Origin of the sequence: Pseudomonas sp. PDM21 (genome assembly GCF_014852505.2) — a bacterium.
Lineage (GTDB): Bacteria > Pseudomonadota > Gammaproteobacteria > Pseudomonadales > Pseudomonadaceae > Pseudomonas.
This window is the reverse complement of the sequence record NZ_CM181223.1, coordinates 2,297,737-2,314,379: the sequence shown is the minus strand read 5'-3', so window position 1 is coordinate 2,314,379 and position 16,643 is coordinate 2,297,737. Positions and strand designations below refer to the sequence as shown.

General features: G+C 65.8%; 11 protein-coding genes. 9 read left to right on the top strand and 2 right to left on the bottom strand.

The genetic code is table 11. The annotated features are described in order from the left end of the window. Positions 1 to 16: 16 nt before the first annotated feature. The 6 genes from IB275_RS11040 to IB275_RS11015 all read left to right on the top strand — a co-directional run bounded on the left by IB275_RS11040 (position 17) and on the right by IB275_RS11015 (position 7,389). Positions 17 to 562, top strand: a complete 546-nt coding sequence (locus tag IB275_RS11040) for a DUF4256 domain-containing protein (protein WP_192295465.1) — start codon at positions 17 to 19, stop codon at positions 560 to 562. A 151-nt stretch (positions 563 to 713) separates the two neighbouring features. Further along, a complete protein-coding gene (locus IB275_RS11035; protein ID WP_192295464.1) occupies positions 714 to 1,796 on the top strand; it encodes an efflux RND transporter periplasmic adaptor subunit in 1,083 nt (360 codons plus the stop codon). Beyond that, complete coding sequence (locus IB275_RS11030) at positions 1,796 to 4,849, top strand: efflux RND transporter permease subunit (protein ID WP_192295463.1); 3,054 nt, start codon at positions 1,796 to 1,798, stop codon at positions 4,847 to 4,849. Before IB275_RS11035 ends, IB275_RS11030 begins: the two co-directional genes overlap by 1 nt. An 84-nt stretch (positions 4,850 to 4,933) precedes the next feature. After that, on the top strand, positions 4,934 to 5,938 hold the full coding sequence (locus IB275_RS11025) for a GlxA family transcriptional regulator (protein ID WP_192295462.1): 1,005 nt from the start codon (positions 4,934 to 4,936) through the stop codon (positions 5,936 to 5,938). 29 nt (positions 5,939 to 5,967) lie between these two features. Then, positions 5,968 to 6,210 (top strand): DUF1272 domain-containing protein, encoded by a 243-nt coding sequence (locus IB275_RS11020; RefSeq protein WP_081516560.1) that lies wholly within the window; start codon positions 5,968 to 5,970, stop codon positions 6,208 to 6,210. 9 nt (positions 6,211 to 6,219) lie between these two features. After that, entirely contained in the window at positions 6,220 to 7,389 is a 1,170-nt protein-coding gene (locus IB275_RS11015) for an MFS transporter (protein WP_192295461.1), read from the top strand. Between the two features lie 154 nt (positions 7,390 to 7,543). Here IB275_RS11015 and nfuA read toward each other — a convergent pair whose 3' ends face one another. Together nfuA and IB275_RS11005 are read right to left on the bottom strand one after the other, a co-directional pair. Next, entirely contained in the window at positions 7,544 to 8,128 is a 585-nt protein-coding gene (nfuA, locus tag IB275_RS11010; RefSeq protein WP_045208304.1) for a Fe-S biogenesis protein NfuA, read from the bottom strand. A 170-nt stretch (positions 8,129 to 8,298) separates the two neighbouring features. Continuing rightward, the gene (locus tag IB275_RS11005) at positions 8,299 to 10,587 is read right to left on the bottom strand and encodes a fatty acid cis/trans isomerase (protein WP_192295460.1); all 2,289 of its coding nucleotides are present in this window, start codon (positions 10,585 to 10,587) and stop codon (positions 8,299 to 8,301) included. A 171-nt stretch (positions 10,588 to 10,758) separates the two neighbouring features. On the opposite strand from IB275_RS11005, the gene metH reads away from it, so the two are divergent. The 3 genes from metH to IB275_RS10990 all read left to right on the top strand — a co-directional run bounded on the left by metH (position 10,759) and on the right by IB275_RS10990 (position 16,643). Further along, a complete protein-coding gene (gene metH, locus IB275_RS11000) occupies positions 10,759 to 14,451 on the top strand; it encodes a methionine synthase (protein ID WP_192295459.1) in 3,693 nt (1,230 codons plus the stop codon). A gap of 665 nt (positions 14,452 to 15,116) precedes the next feature. Next, entirely contained in the window at positions 15,117 to 15,257 is a 141-nt protein-coding gene (locus tag IB275_RS10995) for a hypothetical protein (RefSeq protein ID WP_192295458.1), read from the top strand. Between the two features lie 183 nt (positions 15,258 to 15,440). After that, a complete protein-coding gene (locus IB275_RS10990; RefSeq protein ID WP_192295457.1) occupies positions 15,441 to 16,643 on the top strand; it encodes an HlyD family secretion protein in 1,203 nt (400 codons plus the stop codon).

Sequence of the window (16,643 nt, the reverse complement as noted above, 5' to 3'; positions counted from 1 at the left end):
GCCGAGAGTAAGCAAGATGAATGCGAAACAGCACGACACCCTGCTGGCAACACTGCAGGCCCGCTTCGACCAGCACCCTGAACGCCACAAGGGCATCGACTGGGCGGACGTCCAGGCGCGCCTGAAGGCCGCCCCGGCCAAGCTCAAGGCCCTGGAGCAGATGGAAGCCACCGGCGGCGAACCTGACGTGGTCGGCCGTGAGAGCGCCAGCGGCGCCATCCTGTTCTTCGACTGCTCCGCCGAGACCCCGGCCGGCCGCCGCAGCCTCTGCTACGACCGCGAGGCGCTGGACGCACGCAAGAAGGACAAGCCCGCCGGCTGCGCCACCGAGCTGGCCGCGCAGATCGGCATCGAGCTGCTGGATGAGGCGCAGTACCGCCAGTTGCAGGAGCTGGGTAGCTTCGACCAGAAGACTTCCAGCTGGCTGCGTACCCCCGGCTCCATGCGCAAGCTGGACGGCGCGCTGTTCGGCGACCGCCGCTACGAGCGGGTCTTCACCTACCACAACGGCGTGCAGTCGTATTACGCGGCGCGGGGCTTTCGCGGCGTGCTGAAAGTCTGACGGAAGGCTGGATGTAGTCCGTTTCTGAACGATTCCTGTACCGCCGCTGAACTTTCCCGGGGCCGCCAGGCGGCCCTTGATACAAGTCAGGCGAATTCCTCCGGGTGGCGCGCAGCCTTGTCGCATCCCACTCGATGACGAGGAACTTTCCGTGAAAACCCCCGCCTGCCTTCTGCTCGCCAGCCTGCTGGTCGGTTGCGGCCCGACTCCCCCGGTGCCGGCCGACAGCGTTCGCCCGGTGAAGCTCTACAGCGTGCCCGCAGCGGCCGCCGAAGGTGTGCGTCAATTCCCCGGCCAACTGGTGGCCTCGGATGAAGTCGACCTGTCCTTCCGCCTCGCCGGACATCTCAAGACCCTGGCGGTGAAGACCGGCCAGCGCGTGGAGCGCGGCCAACTGATCGCCGAACTCGATGATGCCGACCTGCGCCTGCGCCTGCGTGACCGCGAAGCCACCTTCAACCTGGCCCGCGCCCAGTACCAGCGCGTCGCCACGCTCAACGAGCGGCAACTGGTGGCCCGCGCCGAGCTGGACCAGCGCAAGGCCCAGTTGGATTCCGCCGAGGCCGCGCTGAAGCTGGCCCGCCAGGAACTCGGTTATGCGCGCCTGACCGCGCCGTTCGACGGCGTCATCGCCCAACTACCGGTGCAGAACCACCAGATGCTGCAACCCAAGCAGCCGGTGGCGATCCTGCAGTCCGCCGATACCTATGACGTGCAGTTCCAGCTGCCGGAAAGCCTGCTGGAGCGCGTCGACGGCGCCAGCCTGCGCACTGACTACCAGCCCATCGTGCGCCTGGCCCGCGTGCCCGGCCGCGACTTCCCCGCGCAGTACAAGGAACACAGTACCCGCCCCGACCCAGCGACCCTGAGCTACACCGTCACGCTGACCCTGCAGCGGCCGAAGGACGTCACCCTGCTGCCGGGCATGAGCGCCACCGTCGAGGTGGACTTCGCCCAGCTCGGCCGCGACGCCCAGACCAGCCTGCGCATCCCGGTGGAAGCGGTGTTCAGCGCCGATGACGGCACGCCGGGCCAGAGCCAGGTGTGGGTGGTGAAAGGTGCTGGCGATGCGCTGCATGTCGAGCGCCGCGCGGTGCAGCTCGGCCAGCCGGGCGCCGAGGGCATCCAGATCCTTTCCGGGCTCGAGCCGGGTGAGCACATAGTCGCCGCCGGCACTGCCGAGCTGCGCGAAGGCCAGCGCGTGCGCCCGTGGCAACGCGAACGGGGGCTGTGATGGACATCAGCGGCTACTTCATCCGCAACAAGGTCAGCAGCTGGATCGTCATCCTCCTGCTGGCCCTCGGCGGCCTCTACGCGATCCTCGAGATCGGCCGCCTGGAAGACCCGGCCTTCACCGTGAAGACCGCCGTGGTCGCCACCCGCTATGCCGGCGCCTCGCCGCAACAGGTCGAGGAAGAGGTCACCTACCCGCTTGAAAACGCCATCCAGCAGCTGGCCTACGTCGACAAACTCACCTCGATTTCCAGCGCCGGGCTGTCGCAGATCACCGTCAACGTGAAGCCGCAGTATCGCGCCGGCGAGCTGCCGCAGATCTGGGACGAGCTGCGGCGCAAGGTCAACGACCTCGCCCCGCACCTGCCGCCGGGCGTTTCGCCGCCGCAGGTGAACGATGATTTCGGCGACGTCTACGGCATCCTCCTGTCGCTGTCCGGCGACGGCTACAGCTACCAGGAGCTGCGCGACTACGCCGACTACCTGCGCCGCGAACTGGTGCTGGTGCCGGGCGTGAGCAAGGTGGTGGTCTCTGGGCTGCAGGCCGAGCAGGTGCAGGTGGAAGTCTCGCGGGAGAAGATGAACGCCATGGGCGTGCCGCTGCAGCGTCTGGCGGACCTGCTGAACCGGCAGAACGTGGTGTCCGACGCGGGCAGCCTGCGGGTCGGAAGCGAGAGCATCCGCCTGCACCCGACCGGCGAGTTCGCTGACGTCGGCGAGCTGGAGCGGCTGCTGGTCAGCGCGCCGGGCAGCGCCCAGCTGATCCGCCTGGGCGACATCGCCACCGTGCAGCGCGGCTTCACCGACACGCCCAGCCACCTCTGGCGCGCCGATGGCAGGCCGGCGCTGGCGTTGGGCATTGCCTTCGCCCCGCAAGTGAACGTGGTGAAAGTCGGTGACGCGGTGCACCAGCGTCTTGACCAGCTGGAAAGCGAACGCCCGGCCGGTATGCAACTGACGCCCTTCTATGACCAGGCCGTGGAAGTGCACGGCGCGGTCAACGGCTTCCTGCTCAGCTTCGTCACCGCGCTGGCCATCGTCGTCGGCACCCTGCTGGTGTTCATGGGCCTGCGCAGCGGGCTGGTGATCGCCGGGGTGCTGGCGCTCAACGTGCTGGGCAGCCTGCTGCTGATGTACCTGCTGGGTATCGAGCTGCAGCGCATCAGTCTCGGCGCGCTGATCATTTCCCTGTGCATGCTGGTGGACAACGCCATCGTCGTGGTCGAGGGCGTGCTGGTCGGTCGCCTGCGCGGCCAGGGCATCGACGCCGCGATCCGCCACATCGTCCGCCTCACTGCCCTGCCCCTGCTCGGCGCCACGGTGATCGCGGTGCTGGCCTTCGCCCCCATCGGCCTGTCCTCGGACTCCACCGGCGAATACTGCCGCTCGCTGTTCGACGTGTTGCTGGTGTCGCTGCTGCTCAGCTGGATCACCGCCATGACCCTGGCGCCGCTGTTCGCCCGCTGGGCCTTCGCCAGAATGCCGGTGAAGGCGGAAAGCACCGAGCCGCACGCCGGCTGGCTGTACCATGCCTACCGCAGCCTGCTGGAAGCCTGCCTGCGCCAGCGCGCGCTGACCCTCGGCGTGCTCGCCGTGGCGCTGGCCGCCTCGCTGCTGGGCTTCTCCCAGGTGCGGCAGAACTTCTTCCCGCCGGCCAACACGCCGATGTTCTTCGTCGACCTGTGGCTGCCCCAGGGCACCGCCATCGAGCACACCCGTGACCTGGCCGCCGAGATCGACCGGCACATCACCGCCCTGCCGGGCGTGGAGCGCACGGTCACCAGCATCGGCCAGGGCGCGCCGCGCTTCATCCTCACCTACGGCGCCGAGCGCCAGCACGCCAACTACGCCCAGGTGCTGGTGCGCACCGAAAACCGCGCGCAGATTCCGGGGCTGATCGCAGGCCTGCAGCACTACCTCGACGAGAACTACCCGCAGGTACAGACGGGCCTCAAGCGCCTGATGTTCGGCCCGTCCAACGGCAGCGCCATCGAAGTGCGCCTGACCGGCCCGGATCCGCAGGAGCTGCGCCGCCTCGGCGCGCAGGTGGGCGACATCCTCGCCGCCGACCCGGTGGCCACCGGCGTCAGCCACGACTGGCAGGCCCGCGCGCTGCTGGTCAGGCCGCAGTTCAACGAGGCCCGCGGCCGCGAGCTGGGCATCGACAAGCGCGACCTCGACAGCCTGCTGCGCATGAGCTTCAGCGGCCTGACCGTAGGCATCTACCGCGACGGCACCCAGCAGATGCCGATCGTCGTGCGTGAACGCGACGTCGACGCCGGGCAGATCAACGACCTGATGCTGTGGAGTCCGGTGAGCCAGCGTTACCTGCCCATCGAGCAGGTGGTCGGCGGTTTCGACAGCGTCTGGGAGGACCCGCTGATCCTGCGCGAGGACCGCAAGCGCACGCTGACGGTGATGGCCGACGTCGCCCCGCAGAGCGGCGAAACCTCCTCGCAACTGCTCAGCCGGGTGCGCCCGCAGATCGAGGCGCTGCCGCTGCCGCCGGGCTACGAGCTGGCCTGGGGCGGCGACGTGGAAAGCTCCAGCGACGCCCGCAACGGCGTGCTCGGCAGCCTGCCCATGGCCTTCCTGGCGATGTTCATCATCACCGTGCTGATGTTCTCCTCGCCGCGCAAGGCGCTGCTGATCTGGCTGACCGTGCCGCTGGCAATGATCGGCGTGACCCTGGGCTTCCTGCTCACCGGCATCCCCTTCGGCTTCATGGCCCTGCTGGGGTTGCTGAGCCTGTCCGGCATGCTGGTGCGCAATGGCATCGTGCTGCTGGAAGAAGTCGACAACCTCGCCGAAACCGGCCAGCCGCCCCGCGAGGCGCTGGTGAACGCCGCCTGCGCGAGGCTGCGGCCGATCTGCCTGACCGCGCTGACTACCATCCTCGGCCTGGCGCCGCTGCTGCTGGACGCCTTCTTCCAAAGCATGTCGGTGGTGATCATGTTCGGCCTGGGCTTCGCCACGCTGCTGACGCTGATCGTGCTGCCGGTGCTGTATGCCAGCGCCTACCGCCTCGGCGGTTCGAAGGGGACTGCCAGCTGATTTGGCAAGATCCGTGGGGCGACTGACGTTGCCGCCAGCGTCGGTCACCGCCACACTCGTGGCATCCAATGAACGAGCCTTGCCATGGAATCGCCACGCCGTATCGCCTGCCTGCTCTACCCCGAGGTCATGAGCCTGGACATCACCGGGCCGCTGCAGGTGTTCGCCTCCGCGAACGTCGAGCGCCAGCGCCAGGGCCTGGCGCCGCTCTACAAGCTGCTGGTGCTGGGCGAACAGGCCGGACCGGTGGCGACCTCGGCTGGCATCCGCATCTGCGCCGACCAGGCGTGGCGCGAAGTCGATCCCTCGAGCCTGGATACCCTGCTGGTGCCCGGCGGGTTGGGCGTACCGGAGCAATGCGGGAACAGCGAACTGCTGCACTGGCTGGCAGCCGCCGAACCCCAGGTGCGCCGCCTCGGCTCGGTGTGCTCCGGTGCGCTGATCCTCGCCGCCGCCGGCGTGCTCAATGGCCGCCCGGCCACCACCCACTGGGCGGATGTCGACGAACTGTGCGCCGGCTTCCCCGAAGTGCTGGTCCAGGGCGACCGCCTGCACACCTACGACCCGCAGCGCCGCGACGGCGACGATCACGTGTTCACCTCGGCGGGCGTCACCGCCGGTATCGACCTTGCCCTGGCGCTGGTGGAGGCCGACCTCGGTCGCGCGCTGGCCCTGGCGGTCGCACGGCGACTGGTGATGTTTCTCAAGCGCCCCGGCGGACAGGCGCAGTTCAGCCACTGGCTGACCCCGGAGCCGACCCGCACGCCGCGCCTGGCCGCGCTGCTGGAATGGATACCGGCGCACCTGGGCACCGACCTGTCGCTGGAAGCCCTGGCCGAGCAGGCCTGCATGAGCCCGCGCACGCTCTCGCGGGTATTCATCAACGAACTGGGCATGGGGCCCGGCCGCTACGTCGAACGGGTGCGCCTGGAAGCGGCGCGGGCGCTGCTGCAGGACGCCCAGGCGTCGATCAGCACGGTGTCGCGGCTGTGCGGTTTCGGTCATCCGGAAAACCTGCGCCGCACCTTCCACAAGCACCTGGCGATCAGCCCGCAGGAATACGCCGAGCGCTTCGGCCAGTTGCACTGACAACGACAACCACCCAAAGGAAGATTGCCATGCTCGAACTCCGCCCCGGCTGCGAGTGCTGCGACCGCGACCTGCCCGGCGACAGCGCCGACGCCCGCATCTGCAGCTTCGAATGCACCTTCTGCACCGACTGCGCCGAGCAGGTGCTGAAAGGCCAATGCCCGAACTGCGGCGGTGAGCTGGTGCCGCGTCCGCGCCGCCCGCTGGCGAAGCTGGCGGCCAATCCGGCCTCGACCCAGCGGGTGCTCAAGCCCAACGGCTGCCAGGGGTGAGGACGGACCATGCTGCTGCGCACCCCGGCAATCCGCCTGCTGTTCACCAGCCAAGGGCTGTACTGGTCCTGCTCGCTGATCGGTATCACCCTCACCTCGCTGGTGGGCGCCCAGCTCGCTCCACTCAACAGCCTGGCCACGCTGCCCCTGGCGATCCTGGTGCTGGGCAACCTGCTGGCGGTGCAGCCGCTGTCGCTGTTCATGCAGCGCCACGGGCGCCGGCGCGGCCTGCTGCTGGGCGCCGCCTGCGGCGTGCTCGGCGGCCTGCTCTGCGCGCTGGGGGTGTGGCTGGCGGATTTCCTGCTGTTCTGTCTCGGCGCGCTGCCCATCGGCGCGTACCAGGCCTCGGCGATGTACTACCGCTTTGCCGCGCTGGAAGCGGTCGATGAAACCCACAAGGGCCGCGCCACGGCCTACGTGATCGGCGGCGGGGTGCTCGCGGCACTGCTGGCGCCGAGCCTCGCCCTGTGGTCGCGCAACGCCCTGCCCGCTCCTTTCGTGGGTTCCTATCTGGCGATCGCCGTCCTGGCGCTGGTCGCCATCGCCGTGCTCAGCCGTCTGCCGGAGGGTGCGGCGCCCGCGCCATCCACCGGAGGCTGGAAGGTGATGCGCGAGCTGCTGACGCGCCCGGCGGTCCGCGCGGCCATGGTCTGCACCGCAGCCGGCCACGGGCTGATGATCCTGATCATGAACGCCACGCCGCTGGCGATGAGCTTCTGCGGGCTGCCGCTGGAGCGCTCGGTGAGCGTGATCCAGTGGCACGTGCTGGGGATGTTCCTGCCCGCCTTCGTCGCCGGTCCGCTGGTGGACAGATTGGGCGGGCGCCGGGTGGCCTGGGTCGGCATGGCGTTGCTGGCGGTGAGCGCGGCGGTGGCCCTGAGCGGGCAGTCGGTGGCGCAGTTCCTGGTCAGCTCGCTGCTGCTGGGCATGGGCTGGAACCTGATGCTGGTGGCAGGCACCACGCTGCTTGCCTTTGGCCATTCACCACAGGAACGCGGCCATGCGCAGGGCCTGATGGAGCTGGGCAATGGCAGCCTGGCGGCGCTGATGTCCTTCAGTTCCGGTGCGCTGATCACCAGCGTCGGCTGGAGCGCGGTGAACCTGCTGGTATGGCCGGTGCTGCTGGTGGCGCTGGTGATGGTCTGGTCGGGACGGCGGGAGCTGGCAGTTACACCGTGAAGGCGCCTTGCAGGCGCTGTTCGCGGGCATGGCCCGCTCCTACAGTACATCCGGGCACCAAAACGCCTGGGGCGTTGTTCGACCTACGACGCCGTGGAAATCCGACCACAAAAAAGGCGACCCGAAGGTCGCCTTTTCGCTGCCAGACGCCGGCTCAGTAGTAGGCGTTCTCGCGGTTGCTGTGGTCGGTGACGTCACGCACGCCTTTCAGCTCCGGGATACGCTCGATCAGGGTCTTCTCGACGCCATCCTTCAAGGTCATCTCGACCGCGCCGCAGCCCTGGCAACCGCCGCCGAAACGCAGCACGGCGATGTTGTCCTCGACCACGTCCACCAGGCTCACCTGGCCGCCGTGGCTGGCAAGCCCTGGGTTGATCTCGGTCTGCAGGTAGTAGTTGATACGCTCGGTGATCGGGCTGTCTTCGTTGACCATCGGCACCTTGGCGTTGGGCGCCTTGATGGTCAGCTGGCCGCCCATGCGGTCGGTGGCGTAATCGACCACGGCGTCGTCCAGGAACGGCTCGCTGATGGCGTCGATGTAGGCGGTGAAGGCTTTCAGGCCGACCGGGGTGTCTTCCGGCTTCTGCTCGCCCGGCTTGCAGTAGGCGATGCAGGTTTCGGCGTACTGGGTGCCCGGCTGGGTGATGAAGATGCGAATGCCGATGCCGGGAGTGTCCTGCTTGGACAGCAGCTCGGCCAGGTAATCCTGTGCGGCTTCGGTGATGGTGATAGCGCTCATGGCAACTCCTCGCAAACGTGGCGCCAGTTTACGCCATTCGGGGATGAAGGATAAAGCCCTACCGTTTTAGTAGGAATAATTCGCAGCTGGATCGACAGCAGGTAACTCCCTGCAGGAGCGGGCCATGCCCGCGATCAAGGGCATGGCCGTTCCTACAAAGAGCGTACCGGTCAGAGGTTCTCGTAGCGGTTCATGTCCAGCACGCCCGCCTCCACCGGCTCGGTTTCACGCAGGTAGGCGTCCAGGTCGTGGAAGTAGAACCAGAACTGCGGGTGGCTGCGGCGGATGCCCCAGCGGTCGGCGACCTTCTCGAAGACCGTCGCGCTCTTCACCTGCTCCAGCGCGGCGACGAAATCGCTCACCTCGGCGGCCTTCAGATTGAACATGAAGTTCGGGTAGCTCGACAGCACGCCGGGGTAGATGGTCAGGGTGTCCAGCCCCGGCTGGTAGCGCAGGGATTCGCCCGCAATGAAAGCGACGTTGCTGTGCGCGCGGTTGCGCAGCACGGTGTAGATCTCGCGCTGCCCGTCCGGCAGCTCCACACGCAGGATGGTCGCCTCGGGAAACTGGTCGATCACCGGCAACCCGGCGGCCGGACGGCTGACCAGTCGGCTGAAGGCCTGTTCGGCGTCCTGCAGCGGCGCCGCCACGGTGTTGCGGTAGCAGGCACCATTCTCACAAAGGTTGATCGGGTCGGGTCGCGCATTGAGTGCCACGTAGTTCTTCAGCAACTGCTTGGCGAAGGCCAGCTTGGCGCCCTTTTCCGGCAGGAACAGGCCGGTCGGCTGGTCACTGTCATTGCTGTAGTAGTCGGCCCACATCTTGATTTTCCCGCTGTTCTGGTACCAGTCGTCGAGCAGCTTCTTGCGTGCGCCGACAGGCATCAGGCGCAGGAAGTTCTGCTCGGCGCCGTTGCGGATCAGGTCAAAGTACAACCGCGTCTGCGCCTGATGGGCGACGTTGCCGAACACGTCGAAGTTCACCACCAGCCCGTAGTAGGTGCGCTCCAGCAGCGGGTAGTCGAGCCACCAGATGGTCTGTGGCACGCCGCCGATCAGGCCCTTGCGCACCGAAGCGCTGTCGTACTGGCGGAAGATGCTCAGCACGGCATTGTCGTTGCCGGCCCAGATATCGGCCCAGGTCGGCGTCGGCGCATCGTCGTAGACGTCCTGGCGCAGCTCTTCGTACTGGTTGCGTTTGTCGCGGTAGGAGCGCCACTGGGACAGCATCGCGCCCACGTCATCGATCTGCCCCGGCAGCGCCAGCAGCGGCGAGGCCTGGCGCTGGAATTTCGGGTCGGTGACGTAGAGGTCGTGATCCGGGTCCTGGAACAGCGCCCAGAAGTTATCGCGGATCACGTCGGTGGCGATCTGCCCGCGGCATACCGGTCCGCGGATGAACGTACGGACGAAGTACTCGGCGTTATCCAGCATGAACTGGTAGCGCGCCCGCGCCGGGATCGCCTCGAAGGTCACGAAGGGATTGGCGCGGTGCTGCAGGCCATAGCCCGGCACCTTGTCGGTGTTCCAGTCGCTGCCGTAGAACAGCTCCTGGTTGCGCTTGAGGCGTGCCTCGTTGAGCGGATAGGTAATGTGCGTCTTGTGCACGATCACGCCCTGGATGGGCCACAGGCGGTAGTAGAAGGTATTGCCCGGATCGTCGTTGGGCCGGCGCGTGGCAATGGGGTCGATGGGCTGACCGCTGGGCGTGCGCGAACGCACCAACTGGAAGAAATGCCCCGGCTCGCCGCGTTCGGTGAAGTACAGGTGAGCGAGGAACAGGTGCTCGTAGATCCAGCGCTGCACCAGGCTCTGGCGCGCGCCGGGCTGGTTCAGGAAGGCTTCCCAGTCGGCGATCTGCGCAGCCTCGCCGGCGCCCGGCTGCCAGGCCTTTTCGTCCACCGGCGCGCCCTGAGCCAGCCAGGTCTTGATAGTCGACAGCTGTTTGTCGCTCAGGCCGGTAACGGCGAACGGCATGCCACTGCGGGGATTCTTGGCGACGAAGTCGTCGATGGAATCGGGTGTCGGGCACTGGTTGGTGCGGTTGATCGACAGGTCCAGCCCGTCGGGAATCTTCGCGTTGGGCACCAGCGGATGCTCGTGTCCGAGGTCGATCATCCGCGCCATCAGCGCCGCCTGGCTGCCGCGGCCGTCGAGCACCGACCAGAAGTCCTTGCGCCGCCAGGCATCCGCGCCCTGGGCGTCGAGGAACAGCCGCGTCGGGTCCTGCGCCTTGCTGCGTCCACCGTCGTAGACCGGCAGCTTGTTCGCCCCGCGCTGCGCGCCTTCGGCAGCTGTCAGGTTGAGCTGGCAAGGCGAGTCATAGCAGGCATGGCAGGCCACGCATTTCTCGGTGAAGATCGGCTGGATGTCCTTGGTGTAGGACAGCCCTCCCGCCAGGGCCTGCGCCGAAAACGCCAGGGATGCGATGAGCAACGTGAAACGGGCTCGCAGGGACATGAAGGACTCCGGACATCAGGATGGAGCGGATTCTAGCGGGAGTGCCGGCGCAATGCGCTCCAACCAAAGGCGGAACATGAGGAATCTTCATGTAAAACCGCGCCCGGTCAAATTTCCTGCAGCTTTGTTATCATCAGCGACCTTTCGTCACGCCTTTTTCCGAGAATTCCAATGATCGACCGTGCCGCACGCCTGCAAGCCCTCCAGCAAGCCCTCAAGGAGCGCATCCTGATCCTCGATGGCGGCATGGGCACCATGATCCAGAGCTACAAGCTGCAGGAAGAGGACTACCGTGGCGCACGCTTCGCCGACTGGCCGAGCGACGTGAAGGGCAACAACGACCTGCTGCTGCTCAGCCGCCCGGACGTCATCCAGGCCATCGAGAAGGCTTACCTCGACGCCGGCGCCGATATCCTCGAGACCAACACCTTCAACGCCACCCGCGTGTCCCAGGCCGACTACGACATGCAGGAGCTGGCCTACGAGATGAACGTCGAGGGCGCGCGCCTGGCCCGTGAAGTGGCCGACGCCAAGACCGCCGAAACCCCGGACCGCCCGCGCTTCGTCGCCGGCGTCCTCGGCCCGACCAGCCGCACCTGCTCGATCTCCCCGGACGTCAACGACCCCGGTTTCCGCAACGTCACCTTCGACGAACTAGTAGAGAACTACAGCGAATCGACCCGCGGCCTGATCGAGGGCGGCGCGGACCTGATCCTGATCGAGACCATCTTCGACACCCTCAACGCCAAGGCAGCGATCTTCGCCGTGCAGGGCGTCTATGAAGAGCTGGGCGTCGAGCTGCCGATCATGATCTCCGGCACCATCACCGATGCCTCCGGCCGCACCCTGTCGGGCCAGACCACCGAAGCCTTCTGGAACTCGGTGAGTCACGCCAACCCGATCTCCGTCGGCCTGAACTGCGCCCTCGGCGCGAAAGAGCTGCGCCCCTACCTGGAAGAGCTGTCGACCAAGGCCGCGACCCACGTCTCCGCGCACCCCAACGCCGGCCTGCCCAACGCCTTCGGCGAATACGACGAGACCCCGGCGGAAATGGCCGTGGTCGTGGAAGAATTCGCCGCATCGGGCTTCCTCAATATCATCGGCGGTTGCTGCGGCACCACGCCGGGGCACATCGAAGCCATCGCCAAGGCCGTGGCCAAGTACGCCCCGCGCGCGATTCCGGAAATCCCCCGCGCCTGTCGCCTGTCCGGCCTCGAGCCGTTCACCATCGACCGCAATTCGCTGTTCGTGAACGTCGGCGAGCGCACCAACATCACCGGCTCGGCCAAGTTCGCCCGGCTGATCCGCGAGGAAAACTACGCCGAAGCGCTGGAAGTGGCGCAACAGCAGGTGGAAGCCGGCGCCCAGGTGATCGACATCAACATGGACGAGGGCATGCTGGACTCGAAGGCCGCCATGGTCCGGTTCCTCAACCTGATCGCCTCCGAGCCGGACATCTCCCGCGTGCCGATCATGATCGACTCCTCCAAGTGGGAAGTGATCGAGGCAGGCCTGAAGTGCATCCAGGGCAAGGGCATCGTCAACTCTATCTCCATGAAGGAAGGCGTCGAGCAGTTCAAGCACCACGCCCGCCTGTGCAAGCGTTATGGCGCTGCGGTGGTGGTGATGGCCTTCGATGAAGCCGGCCAGGCCGACACCCAGGCGCGCAAGGAAGAAATCTGCCAGCGCTCCTACGACATCCTGGTCAACGAAGTGGGCTTCCCGCCGGAAGACATCATCTTCGACCCGAACATCTTCGCGGTCGCCACCGGCATCGAGGAACACAACAACTATGCGGTCGACTTCATCGAGGCCTGCGCCTATATCCGCGACAACCTCCCCTACGCCCTGACTTCGGGCGGGGTGTCCAACGTGTCCTTCTCGTTCCGCGGCAACAACCCGGTGCGCGAGGCGATCCACTCGGTGTTCCTCTACTACGCCATCCAGAACGGCCTGACGATGGGCATCGTCAACGCCGGCCAGCTGGAGATCTACGACGAGATCCCGCAGGAACTGCGCGACAAGGTCGAGGACGTGGTGCTCAACCGCAGCCCGGACGCCACCGAGGCGCTGCTGGCCATCGCCGACAATTACAAGGGCGGCGGCGCGGTCAAGGAAGTGGAAGACGAAGAGTGGCGCAGCCACAGCGTCGAGAAGCGCCTGGAGCACGCGCTGGTCAAGGGCATCACCACCTTCATCGTCGAGGACACCGAGGAGTGCCGGCAGAAATGCGCGCGCCCCATCGAGGTCATCGAGGGCCCGCTGATGAACGGCATGAACGTGGTCGGCGACCTGTTCGGCGCCGGCAAGATGTTCCTCCCGCAGGTGGTGAAGTCCGCCCGCGTGATGAAGCAGGCGGTGGCCCACCTTATCCCCTTCATCGAAGCCGAGAAAGGCGACAAGCCCGAGGCCAAGGGCAAGATCCTCATGGCCACGGTGAAGGGCGACGTGCACGACATCGGCAAGAATATCGTCGGCGTGGTGCTGGGCTGCAACGGCTACGACATCGTCGACCTGGGCGTGATGGTCCCGGCCGAGAAGATCCTGCAGACTGCCCGCGAGCAGAAGTGCGACATCATCGGCCTGTCCGGCCTGATCACCCCGTCGCTGGACGAGATGGTCCACGTCGCCAAGGAAATGCAGCGGCAGAACTTCAGCCTGCCGCTGCTGATCGGCGGTGCCACCACCTCCAAGGCGCACACTGCGGTGAAGATCGACCCGCAGTACAGCAACGACGCCGTGGTCTACGTGACCGACGCCTCCCGCGCAGTGGGCGTGGCGACCACCCTGCTGTCCAGGGAAATGAAGCCCGAGTACACCCGCAAGCTGCGCGAGGAGTACGCGGAGGTTCGCGAGCGCACCGCCAACCGCAGCGCGCGCACCGAACGCCTGAGCTACGAGCAGGCCATCGCCGCCAAGCCGAAGTTCGACTGGGCCGGCTACCAGCCGCCGGTGCCGAGCTTCACCGGCGTCAAGGTGCTGGACGACATCGACCTCAACGTGCTGGCCGAATACATCGACTGGACGCCGTTCTTCATCTCCTGGGACCTGGCCGGCAAGTACCCGCGCATCCTCACCGACGAAGTCGTGGGCGAAGCGGCCACCAGCCTGTTCAACGACGCCCAGGCGATGCTGAAGAAGCTCATCGGCGAGAAGCTCATTCGCGCCAAGGCAGTCTTCGGCTTCTGGCCGGCCAATCAGGTGCACCACGACGACCTGGAAGTCTACGGTGACGATGGCCACAAGCTGGCTACCCTGCACCACCTGCGCCAGCAGACCATCAAGCCCGACGGCAAGCCGAACTTCAGCCTGGCCGACTTCGTCGCACCGAAGGACAGCGGCGTGAAGGACTACGTCGGCGGCTTCATCACCACCGCCGGCATCGGCGCCGAGGAAGTGGCCAAGGCCTACGAGGCCAAGGGCGACGACTACAACGCGATCATGGTCAAGGCCCTGGCCGACCGCCTTGCCGAAGCCTGCGCCGAATGGCTGCACCAGCGTGTGCGCAAGGACTACTGGGGCTACCAGCCCGAGGAGCACCTGGACAACGAGGCGCTGATCAAGGAGCAGTACGTCGGCATCCGCCCGGCGCCCGGCTACCCGGCCTGCCCGGACCATACCGAGAAAGGCACGCTGTTCAAGCTGCTCGATCCGAAAGGTCTGTCAGGCGTAACCCTGACCGAGCACTACGCCATGTTCCCCGCCGCCGCCGTCAGTGGCTGGTACTTCGCCCACCCGCAGGCGCAGTACTTCGCCGTGGGCAAGGTCGACAAGGACCAGATCGAACGCTACAGCGCGCGCAAGGACCAGGAAATCACCACCAGCGAACGCTGGCTGTCGCCGAACCTGGGGTATGACAACTAGGTCCGCCGACAACTGACACCCCTGGCCAGGGAACCCTGACGCCCTGGCCAGGCGTGCTCCTTCGAAGGAAGGAAACGCCCTGCTCCTCCGAACGTCCCTGATTCCCCCCCCTATTCCCCACCTTCTCCCGGACAGCGAAAGCCTGCTGCTCACGGCGTCCCCTGCCTTTCTCTTTTCTTCTATTCAAGTTTCCGCAACCTGCACCTGCAAACTTCGGAAACTTACAAATTCCTTTCCATACCAATTCACACCTTCTTTTCCTGAAGCCCATCGACAACAGGCCTCACTGCTTAAATTTAAAACTGAAAACCCTCCTTCAAATACGCACCCACCCAGGCATTAATGGCTCGGAATATTCACTCAACAACACAATTCAATTCCTATTGATCCCACACATACCGGGTGAAACCATCCGGATTCGCCCGCCAAGAGCGCAGCTTCGAAAACTATTTGAGCGCACTGAAGAAGTTCAGCTCTTCCTTGAATATTGAAACCCGTCGCCCATCAGAGCTCCCCATCCAGCCAAGCAGCAACCCCATGAGCCTATCGAAGCCGCCTATTCGAAACGCCAGCAAATCCAACATCCAGAGGAAATACAACAACCAGCCATCACACCTACAAAGCGACAGCAACCACACCCATTAAGCAATCAAGGAAACCGAACAATGAAAAAGCTCGATCGCGACCAACTGATCAACTCCGAACTTTCCGGCGGCTGCTGTAAATCCAAGAAAAAACCGGCTCCTTGCCCGGCTCCCGTTCCGCCCAGTGGCGGTGGAAGCGGCGGTCTGAACAGCAGCCGCTAACTTCGTGACGGCCAGAGACGACGGCGCAAGCGCGGCCTGAAATGTCCCCGACGCCGGCCGGCGAGCGATACCCCTGTCCTGCATCGTCAGTCACGCGGCGCTGCCCGACAAATTTTCGGGTAGCGCCTTCACTCCAACCCACATCGAAAGTATCCACGGAACCACCACCATCCAGGCCGCCCCATGAGTATCCAAGCCGAGAAACTGCCCCGTTTCACCGATATATCCTGGCGCTGGATCGCCTATTCCAGTTCGACGGTAGTGGCAGCGGGCATCGTCTTTGCGTTCTTCCAGGAGGTTGAACTCAAGCGCGACGTTCCCTGCGAAATCGTCTCGCCATCCGAGATCAAGATCAAAGGACTCTCCGGACTGGTGACCAATCCGCAAGTCGTGAACGGCCAGCAGGTGCACCAGGGACAGCCGCTCTTCCAGCTTGCCCGGGACTTCACCCTTTCGAGCGACGGCACACCCCGTCCCCGCTTCGACGAGGCCATGCGCGATGAACAGATCGCGACCGCCACCACGCAGCATGACGACCGGCGCGCCGCCCTGGCCGCCCGCCTCGAGGCCACCGAACGTACGGGAAATGCTCGTGAATTGGAGCTGCAGGCCATCGACCGGCAGCAACTGCGCACCCGGCAAATGGCCGAGGATTCGCAGAGAGCTCTAGGGCGGCTGGAAGGCCTGGCCAACTATGTGGTCCTCGAACGGGTCGAGCAGGCACGCCTACAGGCCAACCAGAGCGCCGCCGATGTCGCCCAGGGCGATGCGCGACGCCAGTCGCTGCTGAGCGAGATCGAGACGCTGCGGGGCAGCAACCTCGAGTTGAAGGTGCAGCAACGGGAACTGGACACCCAACTCGCTCGCGAAATACAGGACATTCGTCTGCGCTTCGAGGCTGCGCGCCAGAATGCCATCATCTTCGCTCCGCACGCGGGCATCGTCACCTTTTCCAGCCTTGTCGCCGGCCACACGCTAGAGGCCGAAGACGTCGCACTGGTCATCAACACCGGCTCCAACCAACCCCTGGTGGCTGCCCTGAGCATTCCGTCGCGGCAGCGCGGCTTCATCAGGGAAGGCCAGATCGTCCGCCTCAAGCTCGACGCGTATCCCTACGCTCGCTTTGGCGCCCTGCCGGCAAGTATCGAATCCATTTCCGACACGGCCATGAACAAGAGCGAGAACACCCCGGCACCGGCATCCAGCAAACCGGCGGAGACCAACAATTACATGGCCTGGGCAACGCTCTCCGGCGCCACCTTCGGCCCATCTCGCGCGCCCCTGCGCATCCTTCCCGGCATGCGCGGCACCGCCAGCGTGGTCATCGAACGCAGAACCATCGCCGAGTGGGTGCTCGAGCCACTGTTCCAGATGATCCGGGGCTGA

Bases quoted from the DNA above. Each gene is read 5' to 3' on its own strand.
- IB275_RS11040 (WP_192295465.1), top strand. From the start codon at position 17: ATGAATGCGAAACAGCACGACACCCTGCTGGCAACACTGCAGGCCCGC.
- IB275_RS11030 (WP_192295463.1), top strand. From the start codon at position 1,796: ATGGACATCAGCGGCTACTTCATCCGCAACAAGGTCAGCAGCTGGATC.
- IB275_RS11025 (WP_192295462.1), top strand. From the start codon at position 4,934: ATGGAATCGCCACGCCGTATCGCCTGCCTGCTCTACCCCGAGGTCATG.
- IB275_RS11020 (WP_081516560.1), top strand. From the start codon at position 5,968: ATGCTCGAACTCCGCCCCGGCTGCGAGTGCTGCGACCGCGACCTGCCC.
- IB275_RS11015 (WP_192295461.1), top strand. From the start codon at position 6,220: ATGCTGCTGCGCACCCCGGCAATCCGCCTGCTGTTCACCAGCCAAGGG.
- nfuA (WP_045208304.1), bottom strand. From the start codon at position 8,128: ATGAGCGCTATCACCATCACCGAAGCCGCACAGGATTACCTGGCCGAG.
- IB275_RS11005 (WP_192295460.1), bottom strand. From the start codon at position 10,587: ATGTCCCTGCGAGCCCGTTTCACGTTGCTCATCGCATCCCTGGCGTTT.
- metH (WP_192295459.1), top strand. From the start codon at position 10,759: ATGATCGACCGTGCCGCACGCCTGCAAGCCCTCCAGCAAGCCCTCAAG.
- IB275_RS10995 (WP_192295458.1), top strand. From the start codon at position 15,117: ATGAAAAAGCTCGATCGCGACCAACTGATCAACTCCGAACTTTCCGGC.
- IB275_RS10990 (WP_192295457.1), top strand. From the start codon at position 15,441: ATGAGTATCCAAGCCGAGAAACTGCCCCGTTTCACCGATATATCCTGG.